Origin of the sequence: Micromonospora sp. II (assembly GCF_001709195.1) — a bacterium.
Taxonomy (GTDB): Bacteria; Actinomycetota; Actinomycetes; order Mycobacteriales; family Micromonosporaceae; genus Micromonospora; species Micromonospora chalcea.
In genome coordinates, this window is the sequence record NZ_LYXF01000006.1 from 76,148 (window position 1) to 89,530 (window position 13,383).

At 74.5% G+C, this 13,383-nt stretch carries 8 protein-coding genes; 5 read left to right on the forward strand and 3 right to left on the reverse strand.

The features are described from left to right. The first annotated feature begins 14 nt into the window (after window positions 1–14). The 3 genes from A8711_RS03550 to purE all read left to right on the forward strand — a co-directional run bounded on the left by A8711_RS03550 (window position 15) and on the right by purE (window position 3,764). A complete protein-coding gene (locus A8711_RS03550; RefSeq protein WP_069087481.1) occupies window positions 15–2,051 on the forward strand; it encodes a thioredoxin domain-containing protein in 2,037 nt (678 codons plus the stop codon). 64 nt (window positions 2,052–2,115) lie between these two features. Further along, complete coding sequence (locus A8711_RS03555; RefSeq protein ID WP_069087432.1) at window positions 2,116–3,273, forward strand: 5-(carboxyamino)imidazole ribonucleotide synthase; 1,158 nt, start codon at window positions 2,116–2,118, stop codon at window positions 3,271–3,273. Then, window positions 3,273–3,764, forward strand: coding sequence for a 5-(carboxyamino)imidazole ribonucleotide mutase (purE, locus tag A8711_RS03560; protein ID WP_043326491.1), 492 nt, complete (start codon window positions 3,273–3,275; stop codon window positions 3,762–3,764). Before A8711_RS03555 ends, purE begins: the two co-directional genes overlap by 1 nt. A gap of 440 nt (window positions 3,765–4,204) precedes the next feature. On the opposite strand, the gene A8711_RS03565 is transcribed toward purE, so the two are convergent. Both A8711_RS03565 and A8711_RS03570 read right to left on the reverse strand, forming a co-directional pair. Next, window positions 4,205–9,112 (reverse strand): SCO7613 C-terminal domain-containing membrane protein, encoded by a 4,908-nt coding sequence (locus A8711_RS03565; protein ID WP_069087433.1) that lies wholly within the window; start codon window positions 9,110–9,112, stop codon window positions 4,205–4,207. 161 nt (window positions 9,113–9,273) lie between these two features. Continuing rightward, the gene (locus tag A8711_RS03570; RefSeq protein WP_043326489.1) at window positions 9,274–10,701 is read right to left on the reverse strand and encodes a UDP-glucose/GDP-mannose dehydrogenase family protein; all 1,428 of its coding nucleotides are present in this window, start codon (window positions 10,699–10,701) and stop codon (window positions 9,274–9,276) included. Between the two features lie 248 nt (window positions 10,702–10,949). Between A8711_RS03570 and A8711_RS03575 the strand changes: the two genes are divergently transcribed. Next, on the forward strand, window positions 10,950–12,113 hold the full coding sequence (locus tag A8711_RS03575; protein WP_043326488.1) for an acyl-CoA dehydrogenase family protein: 1,164 nt from the start codon (window positions 10,950–10,952) through the stop codon (window positions 12,111–12,113). 52 nt (window positions 12,114–12,165) lie between these two features. On the opposite strand, the gene A8711_RS03580 is transcribed toward A8711_RS03575, so the two are convergent. Next, a complete protein-coding gene (locus A8711_RS03580; protein WP_043326487.1) occupies window positions 12,166–12,819 on the reverse strand; it encodes a hypothetical protein in 654 nt (217 codons plus the stop codon). A gap of 23 nt (window positions 12,820–12,842) precedes the next feature. Between A8711_RS03580 and A8711_RS03585 the strand changes: the two genes are divergently transcribed. After that, a complete protein-coding gene (locus A8711_RS03585; RefSeq protein ID WP_030501344.1) occupies window positions 12,843–13,358 on the forward strand; it encodes an acyl-CoA thioesterase in 516 nt (171 codons plus the stop codon). The last annotated feature ends 25 nt before the right edge of the window (window positions 13,359–13,383 follow it).

The following is a 13,383-nucleotide window of genomic DNA, read 5'->3' on the forward strand; positions in this document are numbered from 1 at the left end:
GATAGGGTCGGGTGGTGAACCGACTCGCCAAGGCCACCTCGCCCTATCTGCTCCAGCACGCCGACAACCCGGTCGACTGGTGGCCGTGGTGTGACGAGGCGTTCGCCGAGGCGAAGCGGCGCGACGTGCCGGTGCTGATCTCGGTCGGCTACGCAGCCTGCCACTGGTGTCATGTGATGGCTCACGAGTCGTTCGAGAACGAGGCAGTGGCCCGGCTGATGAACGACGACTTCGTCTGCGTGAAGGTCGACCGCGAGGAGCGCCCCGACGTCGACGCGGTCTACATGACCGCCACCCAGGCGATGACCGGGCAGGGCGGCTGGCCGATGACCGTCTTCGCGACGCCGGACGGCACCCCGTTCTTCTGCGGCACGTACTTCCCGCGCGCCAACTTCATCCGCCTGCTCGGCTCGGTCGCCACCGCCTGGCGCGACCAGCGCGAGGCGGTGCTGCGCCAGGGCGCCGCCGTGGTCGAGGCGATCGGCGGCGCGCAGGCGGTCGGGGGCGTGACCGCCCCGCTCACCGCCGGCCTGCTCGACGCCGCCGCGAGCCAGCTCGCCCGGGAGTACGACGAGACGAACGGCGGCTTCGGCGGCGCGCCGAAGTTCCCGCCGCACATGAACCTGCTCTTCCTGCTCCGGCACCACCAGCGCACCGGCTCGGCGCGCAGCCTGGAGATCGTCCGGCACACCTGCGAGGCGATGGCCCGTGGCGGCCTCAACGACCAGCTAGCCGGTGGGTTCGCCCGCTACTCGGTGGACGGCCACTGGACCGTGCCGCACTTCGAGAAGATGCTCTACGACAACGCGCTGCTGCTGCGCGTCTACACCCAGCTCTGGCGGCTCACCGGCGACGGGCTGGCCCGCCGGGTGGCCCGGGACACCGCCCGGTTCCTCGCCGACGAGCTGCACCGGGCCGGTGAAGGCTTCGCCTCGGCGCTGGACGCGGACACCGAGGGCGTCGAGGGGCTCACCTACGTCTGGACGCCCGACCAGCTCGTCGAGGTGCTGGGGGCCGACGACGGCCGGTTCGCCGCCGACCTGTTCGAGGTCACCGCCGAGGGCACGTTCGAGCACGGCAGCAGCGTGCTGCGGCTGGCCCGGGACGTCGACGACGCCGACCCGGCGGTGCGGGCCCGGTGGCAGGACGTGGTGGGCCGGCTGCTCGCCGCCCGCGACACCCGCCCGCAGCCGGCCCGCGACGACAAGGTGGTGGCCGCCTGGAACGGGCTCGCGATCACCGCCATCGCCGAGTTCCAGCAGGTCGCCGCGCTGCTCGTGTCCCCGGACGACGAGGACGCGAACCTGATGGACGGCGTGCTGATCGTCTCTGACGGCGCGATGCGGGACGCCGCCGAGCACCTGGCCACCGTGCACGTGGTGGACGGGCGGCTGCGCCGGGTCTCCCGGGACAAGGTCGTGGGCGAGCCGGCCGGGGTGCTGGAGGACTACGGGTGCGTCGCCGAGGCGTTCTGCGCGATGCACCAGCTCACCGGCGAGGGGCGGTGGCTGAGCCTGGCCGGTGAGCTGCTCGATGTGGCGCTGGCCCGGTTCGCCGGCCCGGACGGCGCCTTCTACGACACCGCCGACGACGCCGAGCGCCTGGTCACCCGGCCCGCCGACCCGACCGACAACGCGACCCCGTCGGGCCGCTCGGCGATCGTCGCGGCGCTCGTGGCGTACGCGGCGCTGACCGGGGAGACCCGCTACCGGGAGGCGGCCGAGCAGACGCTGTCGACTGTCGCGCCGATCGTCGACCGGCACGCCCGGTTCACCGGCTATGCCGCCACTGTCGGCGAGGCGCTGCTGTCCGGGCCGTACGAGATCGCGGTGGCGACCGGCGACCCGGAGGGCGACCCGCTGGTGGCCGCCGCCCGGCGCCACGCCCCGCCCGGCGCGGTGGTGGTGGCCGGCGCCCCGGACCAGCCCGGCGTGCCGCTGCTGGCCGGACGGCCGTTCGTCGACGGGCGGCCCGCCGCGTACGTCTGCCGGGGCTTCGTCTGCCAGCGGCCGGTGACCAGCGTCGAGGAGCTGGTCGCGCAGCTCGGCTGAGCGGAGCGGGCCGGGCCGCCCTCGCGGTCCGGCCCGGCACCGGCCCTTATAGGCTGGCGGCGCTATGGACTCCCGTACCGGTCTCCCCGTCGTGGGCATGGTGGGTGGCGGCCAGCTCGCCCGGATGACCCACCAGGCCGCCATCGCCCTCGGCCAGTCGCTGCGCGTGCTGGCGCTCGCCCCGGACGACGGCGCCGCGCTGGTCGCCGCCGACGTCCAGTACGGCGACCACACCGACCTGGCCGCGCTGCGTACGTTCGCCAAGGGCTGCGACGTGGTCACCTTCGACCACGAGCACGTGCCCAACGAGCACATCCGCGCGTTGACCGACGAGGGCGTGAAGCTGTTCCCGCCGGCCGAGGCGCTGGTGCACGCGCAGGACAAGCGGGTGATGCGGGAACGGCTCGGTGAGCTGGGCGCGCCGAACCCGGCCTGGCGTCCGGTGGAGTCCCCGGCCGACCTGGTCGCCTTCGGCGAGGAGACCGGCTGGCCGGTGGTGCTCAAGGCCGCCCGGGGCGGCTACGACGGGCGCGGCGTCTGGATGGTCGACGACGCCGGCGCGGCCGGTGAGCTGGCCGCCACGCTGCTCGCCGGTGGCACCCCGCTGCTGGTCGAGGAGCGGGTGGCGCTGCGCCGGGAACTGGCCGTGCAGGTGGCCCGGTCGCCGTTCGGGCAGGTCGCCGCGTACCCCGTGGTGGAGACGGTGCAGCGCGACGGCATCTGCGTCGAGGTGCTGGCGCCCGCGCCCGACCTGCCGGAGGAGCAGGCCGTCGCCGCGCAGCAGCTCGCCATCGACCTCGCGACCGCGCTCGGTGTGGTCGGCCTGCTCGCGGTGGAGCTGTTCGACACGCCGTCCGGGCTGGTAGTCAACGAGCTGGCCATGCGGCCGCACAACTCCGGTCACTGGACCATCGAGGGGGCCCGGACCTCGCAGTTCGAGCAGCACTTGCGGGCGGTCCTCGACTACCCGATGGGGGACACCTCGCTGACCGCGCCGGTCGTGGTGATGGCGAACGTGCTCGGCGGCGAGCCGGGCGGCATCTCCCTCGACGAGCGGCTGCACCACCTGTTCGCCGCCGAGCCCGGGGCCAAGGTCCACCTGTACGGCAAGCAGGTCCGCCCCGGCCGCAAGATCGGGCACGTCACCGTGCTCGGCAACGACCTTGAGGACGTACGGGCCCGGGCCGCGCGTGCCGCCCGCTGGCTCCAGGAGGGGCACTGATGAGCACCGTCGGGCTGATCATGGGCAGCGACTCGGACTGGCCGGTCATGCGGGCCGCCGCCGAGGCGCTGGACGAGTTCGGCGTGCCGTACGAGGTGGGCGTGGTCTCGGCGCACCGCACCCCGGGCAAGATGATCGAGTACGGCCGGGCCGCCGCCGGCCGGGGCGTTCAGGTGATCATCGCGGGCGCGGGCGGGGCGGCCCACCTGCCCGGCATGGTCGCCTCGGTCACCCCGCTGCCGGTGATCGGTGTCCCGGTGCCGCTGAAGTACCTGGACGGGATGGACTCGCTGCTGTCCATCGTGCAGATGCCGGCCGGTGTGCCGGTCGCCACCGTCTCGATCGGCAACGCCCGCAACGCCGGCCTGCTGGCGGTACGCATCCTGGGCGCCTCCGACCCGGTGCTGCGCGACAGGATGGCCGCCTACCAGGCGAGCCTGGAGGATCTGGTCGCCGAGAAGGAAGCCGCGCTGCGCGCCTCCCTCACCTGACCGTTCGTCACTCTTCGTGCTTAACTCGGTTGGTTGCTGAGCGTGACCGGCTGGGCGGGCGGCTGTTTGTGCCCTCCGCCGACTTTGCTCTGCAGCCATCGACGCAGCGCGGCCTTGACCTGCGGTTCTGCGTTTCCTCGAAATTGGCTCCGCAGCGGCACTCGTCACGGTGGGCGACCGTTGCCTCCGTGGCTGCAGAGCAAAGTCGGCAGAGAGGTGCCCCGCCCGCCCCGGCACTTCGACACGGAGTGTGACCGTACTGAACGGCCGGGGAGACGCCGCGAGCCGGCCGGGCAGGGTGCCGCGGACCGGCCGGCAGAGTGCCGCGGACCGGCCGGGTGAGGTGCCGCGGACCGGCGGGCACGCGGCCCGGCGGCGGGCGAGTCGGGCGTGAGTCGGGCGTGAGTCGGGCGGGCCCGGCACCGCCAGGCCCGATCGGCTCACCGCATGCCGCGCAGCGCGGTCTGCAGGCGCTCCTGGGCGCGGCGGCGACGCTCGTTGCTCGCGCCCAGCGCCAGCAGCACGATGCCGACCGGGATCAGCACCAGCCACGGACCGAGGCTGAACAGCGCGTGCACGGCCGCGATCGCGGTCACCGCGGCGCCCACGATCACCGGGGCCTGCTGCCGGCTGGTCGAGCCGAAGATGAGCACCGCGACGGCGCCGAGCAGCAGCAGCACCTGGCGCAGCATGCTGGAGTCGGTGGCGATCACGATCGCCAGCGTGGGCAGGAAAGCGGTGACGAGCGCCGGGCCGTACGCCACCCAGCTCGACAGGTCGGGCCGGTGGCGCAGTTGCAGCACCCCGACCAGCAGGGCGAGCGCCGCGAACGGCAGCGTGTACGCCTCCGGCAGCGCCACGTCGGCCACCCGCATCAGGATCCACCAGGCGCTGATCTCGCAGGCCACTACCGCCCAGAACAGCAGGTTGCGCTCCATCGGCCGGCGCCCCGGACGGGTGGCCGCCACCCCGAGGACCGCACCCCACGCGGCCAGCAGCGCGGCGATGTGCCGGGGCGAGTCGTACGCCAGGGCCAGCGCGATGAGCGCCGCCCCGAAGCCGCTCCACTCGACGGTGGCCGCCTCCCGGTACGCCTCGGGGCGGCGCAGCCGGGGCAGCGTGGCGGCGAAGACCTGCAACGCCGCGCCGACAGCGAGCACTCCGAAGGCGGACCAGACCGCGGCGAGCCCGGACTTCAGGCCGACGGTGAGCACGAAGAGTTGCGCCATCAGCGAGCCGAACAGCCAGCCCAGGATGCGGGCACGCTGGGTGGTGCCGAACAGCGCGGCGACGGCGCCCACGCCCACCGCGCCGCCGAGCGTGAACACGGTCAGGTCGCTGGTGGCGAGGCTGCCGGCCAGCCCGGCGCCACCGGCGGCCAGCCCGAGGGCGAAGACCAGCACCCGGGCCACCCGGATCGACCGGCCCGGCTCGGCCAGCGCCGGCGGTGGGGTCAGCGCCAGGCCGAGCATCGAGATGGTGAACACCGCCAGCGCGGCCAGCGCGGTCACCGGCCAGCCCCGGCCGAGCGCCACCGGCGTGATCAGCAGCGTGACCGCCGCCCCGGGCAGGATCACCGGCACCGCACGGGACCGCCGGCCCCCGCTGAACCCGGTGGCGGCGAGCGCCGCTGTCACTGTGAGCAGCAGCGCGGTGAGCACGTGGGTGGGATTCACCGCGTTCGCCGGCGGGGTCAGCAGCTCCGGTGGCGGCCCCTGCCACACCCGGCTCAGCACCGCGAACGGCGAGAACAACGCCACCACAAGCGCGGGCGCCAGTGTGGCCAGCGCCAGCGCGGTGGGCAACGCCGCGGCGGCGAGCGCGCCGGCGGCCGGGCTGACCCGCCAGCGCAGCACCGGATCGTCCGGGTCACGTCGCATCGCCCCGTTCAGCAGGACGGTCCAGCGGCGTACCGGCCGGGCCGAGCCGGCGGGCGGGACCGTGGCGGCCCGTACCAGTTCGGCGAGCACGCCGAGCAGCGCGGCGGCGGCGGCGAACACGCCCGCCGGCAGGCCGACCGCGAGCGCGGCGGCAGCGGTGACGGTGGCCGCGCCGACCACCGCCACGCTGGCGAACGGGAGGTACTGTGGCACGTACCGGCGCGCGGCCGCGATCGCGGCCAGACCGATGCTGGTGGCGGCCAGCGCGGCGGTCAGCACCACCTGGGGCGGGTGGCCGAACGCGGCGGCCAGGGCGGCCACCGCGCCGGGCAGGGCGAGCACCGCGGCGCCCGCGCCGGCGCCGCCCACCTGCACCAGGTGCGGCGGCATGCCCTCGGCGCGTACGTCGTCCACGAGCGACGGCGCGAGCGTACGGGCCAGGGCGGCCACCGTCGCCCCGATCAGCGCGATGCTGCCGAGCGCCAGCGCCGTGGTCCCCGGGCGGACCAGTCCCGCCCCGGCCGCGTGCAGCGCGACCACACCGGCCACCGTGGCCCGGGACAGCGAGGCCCGGGGATCGACAGCGGCCACGGCCGCCATGCCGTAGACAGTGGCCACCATTGCGCCCACCACCACCGGGGACCACCAGGGCAACTCGAACGCGGCCGGCGCGCCCACCGTGGCGAGCACGACGGCCAGGCCAGAAACGTCGTACTTCCATGGCGCGGGCAGCAGGACGGCGGCGGTCACCGCGAGCAGCACCAGCGCGACCGGTGCCTGCCAGGTCGACCCGCCCGTCGGCGCGGCCGGCCACCCGCTCAGGTCCCCGGCCCAGATCGGGCCGGGGGTGGCCAGCACGCCGAGCCCGCCGCGCAGCGCGCTCCAGGCGGCGATCAGGCCGAGGAGCAGGCCACCGGCGGCGATGCCGAGGATCGGTCCGCGCCGCCACTCCTCCGGCAGCGCCCGGGCCGCCACCGCGACCAGCAGCACCAGCGCGGAGGCCACCACGAGCTGACCGCCGGGGGCGAGCACCGCGGCGATCCGGGCCAGTGTGGCGACGAGCGCCACGGTGGTGGCGGCCAGGGCCAGGTCGGACCCGTCCAGGGACATGTCGGCGCGGCGTCCCGCGTCGATGCGCGGCGCGAGCGCCAGCAGCGCGGCGGCGACCAGGAGCAGACTGCCCACCCAGGCGTCCGCCGAGGTCGCGCCCGGCGCGCCGAACGCGGCGGCGGCGACGGCCACCGTGCCGAGCACGGTGCCCAGCGCGTGCGGAATGCTCAGGTGCCGCTGCGCCACCTGCACCAGGGCGGCGTAGCCGAGCGTGACGCAGACGGCGAGGAAGCTCGCCGCGAGGATCGGAACGGTGATCTCGCGCAGGTTCGCCGGAGTGGCGATCGGCGGGGTCGGCGCGGTGGCGGCGACGAACGCGGCGACGGCGCCCGGCAGCGCGAACGCCGCGCCGCCGGCCGCCCAGGCGCAGACGGTGTCGGTCGCGGCGGCGGCGAGCCGGACCCGAGGGGCGAGGGAGACCAGCGCGCCGGCCAGGAAGAGCAGCGTCAGCGCCGCGGCGGTCAGCGCCGGCCGGGCGAGCGCGGCGCCGGCGCCGATCAGGCCCAGCCCGGCCGCGGTGACCGCGTGTGTCACCGCCGCGCGTTCGGTGCCGGCGCTCAGCCCGAGCACACCGACGACGACCGCGGTCAGCAGCATCGGCCAGCAGGCCGCCGCCCACCCCAGGCCGAGCGACGCGGGTACGGCGAGCGCGGTGAGCGCCGCGCCGACCACCGCGAACTCACGCCGGATCTCGGGCGGCAGCGCGATCACGGCGGCGACGGTGAGCAGCAGCGCGCTGGCGGCGAGCTGCCAGCCGGTCGGGCCGACCGCCCGGGCCAGCTCGGCGTGCCATCCGCTCAGGTCCGCCGACCAGGCCGGCAGCGCGGCCCGGAGCGGCGCCAGCCCGGCGCGCAGCGCGCCACCGGCGACCACCAGGCCGCTGACCGTGAGCGCCACCGCCGACGCGAGCTGCGGACCCCGCCGGGCCGCCTCCGGTACGGCCCGGACGGCGAGCCCGGTCAGCGCGATGACGGCCGAGATCAGCAGCAGGGACCGGCCCGGCAGGGCCACCGAGGCGACCCGGCCGAGCGCGCCGATCACCGCGAGCGTGAGGATGCCGGCGCCGACATCGGGCAGCGGCGGCCGGCGCAGCACGAGCGTGCCGGCCAGCGCGACCAGGGCGGCGAGCAGCAGCACCGCGCCCGATGCGGCGGCCGGCGGGACGGTGGCGGCGCGCAGCAGGCCGGTGACCGCGTACGCCAGCGCGACAGCGACCGCCACGCCGTGCAGCAGCCAGGTCAGCTCGGGCAGCCACGGCACCGGCCGGGCGGTGGCGGCCGGCTCCGGGGGAGCGTCCCCGCCGAGCACCTCGCCGACCTCCTCCGGCGCCGACTCGGGCCGGTCCTCGTCGGCGCGTTGCCGGGGCGGGACGGGCGGGGTCGGCGCGGTGGCGGGCAGGTCACGCCGGACCGGCCGCTCACGTACCACAGCGGAACGGACGAGCGCGAGGTCGAGCACGGCCACCACGGTGAGCACCAGCGCCCAGCCGACCGGCCCGGTGATCCGCTCGTACGCCAGCAGCGGCAGCACCGGCTGGGCGGCGAGCACTGTGGCGAAGCGTGGCGCGCGCAGACCCGTCCCGTACGCGTACCCCAGGGCGACGAGCGTGGTGACCAGGAAGATCGTCCCGGCGAACGCGGCACCTGATCCGTCGCCGCCGATCCGGTCCACGGCCCAGAGCGCGTACCCGGCCAGCGGCACCAGCAGCAACCCGACCGCGGCGACGGTCTCGGCGGTGGAGGTCAGCCCGCGCCGGGCCAGGACCGGCGGGGCGACGAGCATCAGCGCCGTCGCCACCAGCAGTACGCCGAGACGAGCCAGCGCGTCCATCGAGCTGGTGGCCACCGCCGCGAAGACCACCGCGGCGACGCCGAGCAGGAGCGCGCCCAGCCCCAGCGGGATGTTCTGCACCTCGCGCGAGGACGCCTCGGGCGGGTGCTCCGGGTCGTCCGCATCGAGCCAGCGGGGGCGACCGCGCGGCGGCGACGGGGGCAGGTCCTCCGGCGGCCCGGGCGGCGAGGTGCCCTGGCGGGGCACCCGGGGCGGCGCGCCGGTGGCGGCGGTGGGCGGGCGGCGGCCGGGTCGGCGGCGCAGGACCCGGCGCGGCCGGGTGGCCTGCCGGACCCGTTCCTCACCGGCGTGCGCCAGGATGTCCCGCTGGAAGAGGGCAGCCTGCATCTTGGCGGCGATCTGCCGCTGTTCCCGGGCGATCTCGGCGTCGCGGGCCTTCATCTCGGCGATCGAGCGCTCGATGTCGGCCAGGTGCTCGGCCCACTGCGGCTGGTGCGCGCCGCAGTGCGGGCAGACGACGGCGGGCTTGATGTCCTGCCCGCACGAGGCGCACCTGAAGCTCTCCACGACAGTCTCCCGTCCGCCCGTGCCCTCGCACTGTGGACCTCCCAGAGGCAGCATGCCTTGAGTGGGCCGGGATTTCGACAGTTGCCGCCGCGTTCCGGACAACAAAAAGCGGACCGGCCGCCGGGAGACGTTCCCGGCGGCCGGTCCGCGCGGTCAGCGGATCAGGGGCGGCCCATGCCGCGGTACTCCCAGCCGGCCTGCGTCCACAGTGTGGAGTCGAGGCAGTTGCGCCCGTCGACCACCTTGCGGCCGTTGGCCAGCTCGCCCAGGGCCACCGGGTCGGCGTTGCGGAACTCGGCCCACTCGGTGAGTACGCAGACCAGGTCGGCGCCGCGGACGGCGTCGTTCATGGTCTCCTCGTACGTCAGCTCGGGCACCGCGCGGCGCGCGTTCTCGATCCCCTGCGGGTCGAACACGTGCACGTCGGCGCCGGCCTTGCCGAGCAGCGCGGCGACCGCGAGCGCCGGCGCGTCGCGTACGTCGTCGGTGTTGGGCTTGAACGTGGCGCCGAGCACCGCGACGCGGGTGCCGGACAGGTCCGGCCCGGCCGGGCCGGAGCGGCGGCCGAGCAACTCGGCGGCGAGCTGCACGACGCGGCTGCGCCGGCGCAGGTTGATCAGGTCGACCTCGTGCAGGAAGCGCAGCGCCTCACCGGCGCCCAGCTCCTGCGCGCGGGCCTGGAAGGCGCGGATGTCCTTGGGCAGGCACGCGCCGCCGAAGCCGAGTCCGGCCTGGAGGAAGCGGTTGCCGATGCGCGGGTCGTAGCCGATCGAGCGGGCCAGCTGGGTGACGTCGCCGCCGGCGGCCTCGCAGACCTCCGCCATCGCGTTGATGAAGGAGATCTTGGTGGCGAGGAACGCGTTCGCGGCGACCTTGACCAGCTCGGCGGTGGCGAAGTCGGTGACCACGAGCGGTACCTCGCGGTCCTCGGTGGCGGCGAGGTCGAAGACGCCCTTGTGCGCGGCGTAGAGCATGCCGTTTGCCCACTCGCTCTTGACGCCGACCACGATCCGGTTCGGACGCAGCACGTCGTCGACGGCGAAGCCCTCCTGGAGGAACTCGGGGCTCCACGCCACCTCGACGCCGAGGTCGGCCGGGCTGTGCTTGCCGACGAGCTGCTCCACCCACTCGGCGGTGCCCACCGGCACGGTGGACTTGCCGACGATCAGCGCCTTACGGGTCAGGTGCTGGGCCAGGCTGGTCACGGACGCCTCGACGTACGACAGGTCGGCGCCCATGCCGTCGGCCCGCTGCGGGGTGCCGACGCAGATGAAGTGGACGTCGCCGAAGTCGGCGGTCTCGTTGATGTCCGTGCTGAATCGCAGCCGGCCCGCGGCCAGGTTGCGCCGCAGCAGCTCGTCGAGGCCGGGCTCGTGGATCGGCACCTCACCGGCGTTCAGCTTGGCGATCTTGTCCGCGTCGACGTCGAAGCCGAGCACCTCGTAGCCCAGTTCGGCGTAGCAGATGGCGTAGGTCGCACCGAGGTAGCCGGTGCCGAGGAACGTCACCCGGGGGCGGGGGGCGCCGGACGGCGGGGTCACCGCGGCGATGGCGGGCATCGGCTGGGTGTTCGGGTACGGAATCGTCACGCCTGTCTTCTCCGCTCGCACTGGCGGCGCTTCCATGCGTCGCATTCTGCTGGGGGCGCCTGGGCCGGGCACCGAGGGAACTGAATTTCTGCTGTGAGGGTAGTGGGGCCGGGCGGGCGACGCTCGGGCGCGAGCCTACCCGCCGGTAAGGTCCGGCAGGGGCCGGTGGCTATCCTTCAGTTTGCGGCAGTCTTCGGCCCCCGGGCGGTACAGACTGCGCATGATAGCGGTGAAAGGGGAGGGCCGACATGGCCGCAGAGCAGTCGTTCGACGTCTACCGGTTGCCGGAGGAGCACGAGGCGATCCGGGAGGCGGTCCGTGAGGTCTGTGCGGCCAAGGTGGCACCGCATGCCGCTGAGGCCGATGAGACAGGTGAGTTCCCGAAGGCGTCCTACGAGGCGCTGCGGTCCGCCGACTTCCACGCCCCGCACATCCCGGTCGAGTACGGCGGCGCCGGCGCGGACGCGCTGGCCACGGCCATCGTGATCGAGGAGGTGGCGCGGGCCTGCGCGTCGTCCTCGCTGATCCCGGCGGTGAACAAGCTGGGCACCATGCCGCTGCTGCTGGCCGGCTCCGAGGAGCTGAAGCGCAAGTACCTGACTCCGGTAGCGGCCGGGGAGGGCATGTTCTCCTACTGCCTCTCCGAGCCGGAGGCGGGCTCCGACGCCGCCGCGATGACCACCAAGGCGGTACGCGACGGCGACCATTGGGTGCTCAATGGCGTGAAGCGGTGGATCACCAACGCGGGCGTCTCCGAGTACTACACCGTCTTCGCCGTGACCGATCCCACAGCCCGGTCGAAGGGCATCTCCGCCTTCGTCGTGGAGAAGTCCGACCCGGGCGTCAGCTTCGGCGCCCCGGAGAAGAAGCTCGGCATCAAGGGCTCGCCGACCCGCGAGGTCTACTTCGACAACGTACGGATCCCGGCCGACCGCATGATCGGCGCCGAGGGCACCGGCTTCGCCACCGCGATGAAGACGCTGGACCACACCCGGGTCACCATCGCCGCGCAGGCCGTCGGGATCGCCCAGGGCGCGCTGGACTACGCCAAGGGCTACGTCCAGGAGCGCAAGCAGTTCGGCAAGCCGGTCGCCGACTTCCAGGGCATCCAGTTCATGCTCGCCGACATGGGCATGAAGCTGGAGGCGGCCCGGCAGCTCACGTACGCCGCCGCCGGCCGGTCCGAGCGCGGCGACGCGGATCTGACCTACTTCGGCGCGGCCGCGAAGTGCTTCGCGTCAGACGCCGCCATGGAGATCACCACGGACGCGGTCCAGCTGCTCGGCGGCTACGGCTACACCCGCGACTACCCGGTCGAGCGGATGATGCGGGACGCCAAGATCACCCAGATCTACGAGGGCACCAACCAGGTGCAGCGCATCGTCATGGCCCGTCAGCTGCTCAAGGGCTGACCGGAGGCGTTCGGGCGGGCGGGCCGGTGCACACCGGCCCGCCCGCGCTCGTTCAACGGCTCTCGGTGCCCTCCGGCCGGCCCGCGCCGCGCGGCGGGGCGGACCACGGCGACTCGCCGCCGGTACGGCGGGGCAGCGGCTCGGTCGGGCTCTCGGGGTACGCCAGCGTGAGCGGTGGCGTGTCCGGGTCCTTCGCCGGCGCCGGAGGCCAGTCGGTGAGCGTCGGCTTGTGCTCCACCGGCGCGGCGGCCGGGGTCAGCTCCGCCTCGGCCGGCGTGGGTGTGGCGGGACGCCGCCAGCGGCTCGTGCTGAACACGGCCATCAGCAGCAGCACGCCGATGAGGAACAGCGTGCCGTTGTCGAGCGGGTCGCGCAGCGGCAGCGGGTCACCGAGCAGCTTCAGGTCACCGGGCACCCGGTCCCGCACGCTGAACGGCGCGACGAACAGCCCGAGGTACGGGACCGCGAGCAGCAGGCCGGCCACGAGCGGGCCGAGCGGCGAGAAGCGCAACGTGCCGAGCAGGCCGAGCAGGATGCCGGCGACGCCCAGATAGACGGCCGGCTCGATCAGGTTCGGCGTGCTGTACGTCCCGATCTCCACCCAGCGGTCGACGGTCCGCTCAGATCCGTCCTGACCGAGCGTGACGAGCACCCAGGTGACGGGCGCCACCGCCAACCCGGCGAGGAAGCTCCAGAGATGTCGCATCCGCGCACCGTACCGTTTTCGGCATGACAGATCATCCCGCGGTCCCGCCGGGTAAACCGACCTCGTACTCCCGCGTCACGCTCAGTCGCATCATGACCGCGGTCGATGTCAATCTGTACGGGACCGTGCACGGTGGGGTACTGATGAAATTCGTGGACGACGTTGCCGGCGCGGCGGCGGCCCGGCACAGTGGCGGCACCGCGGTGACCGCCTCCATCGATGAGATCGTCTTCTCCGAGCCGGTCCGGGTGGGCGACCTCGTGCACGCGCACGCCCAGATCAACTGGACCGGCAGCACCTCGATGGAGGTCGGGGTGAAGGTGGTCGCCGAGCGCTGGGACTCGGCCGAGGAGGAGCCGGTCCGGGTCGCCACCGCGTACCTGGTCTTCGTGGGCGTCGACGTGGGTGGCACGCCCCGTCCGGTCCGGCCGGTGCTGCCGGAGACGCCGGAGGACGAGCGCCGCTTCCGGGAGGCCGAGATCCGGCGGGCGCACCGGCTGGCCCGCCGCCGGGCGATCCAGGCCCACCGCGCCGGCTGAGGTGCAAGGAAGGGCCCCTTGTTAA

Bases quoted from the DNA above. Each gene is read 5' to 3' on its own strand.
- purE (WP_043326491.1), top strand. From the start codon at position 3,273: ATGAGCACCGTCGGGCTGATCATGGGCAGCGACTCGGACTGGCCGGTC.
- A8711_RS03585 (WP_030501344.1), top strand. From the start codon at position 12,843: ATGACAGATCATCCCGCGGTCCCGCCGGGTAAACCGACCTCGTACTCC.
- A8711_RS03555 (WP_069087432.1), top strand. From the start codon at position 2,116: ATGGACTCCCGTACCGGTCTCCCCGTCGTGGGCATGGTGGGTGGCGGC.
- A8711_RS03575 (WP_043326488.1), top strand. From the start codon at position 10,950: ATGGCCGCAGAGCAGTCGTTCGACGTCTACCGGTTGCCGGAGGAGCAC.
- A8711_RS03580 (WP_043326487.1), bottom strand. From the start codon at position 12,819: ATGCGACATCTCTGGAGCTTCCTCGCCGGGTTGGCGGTGGCGCCCGTC.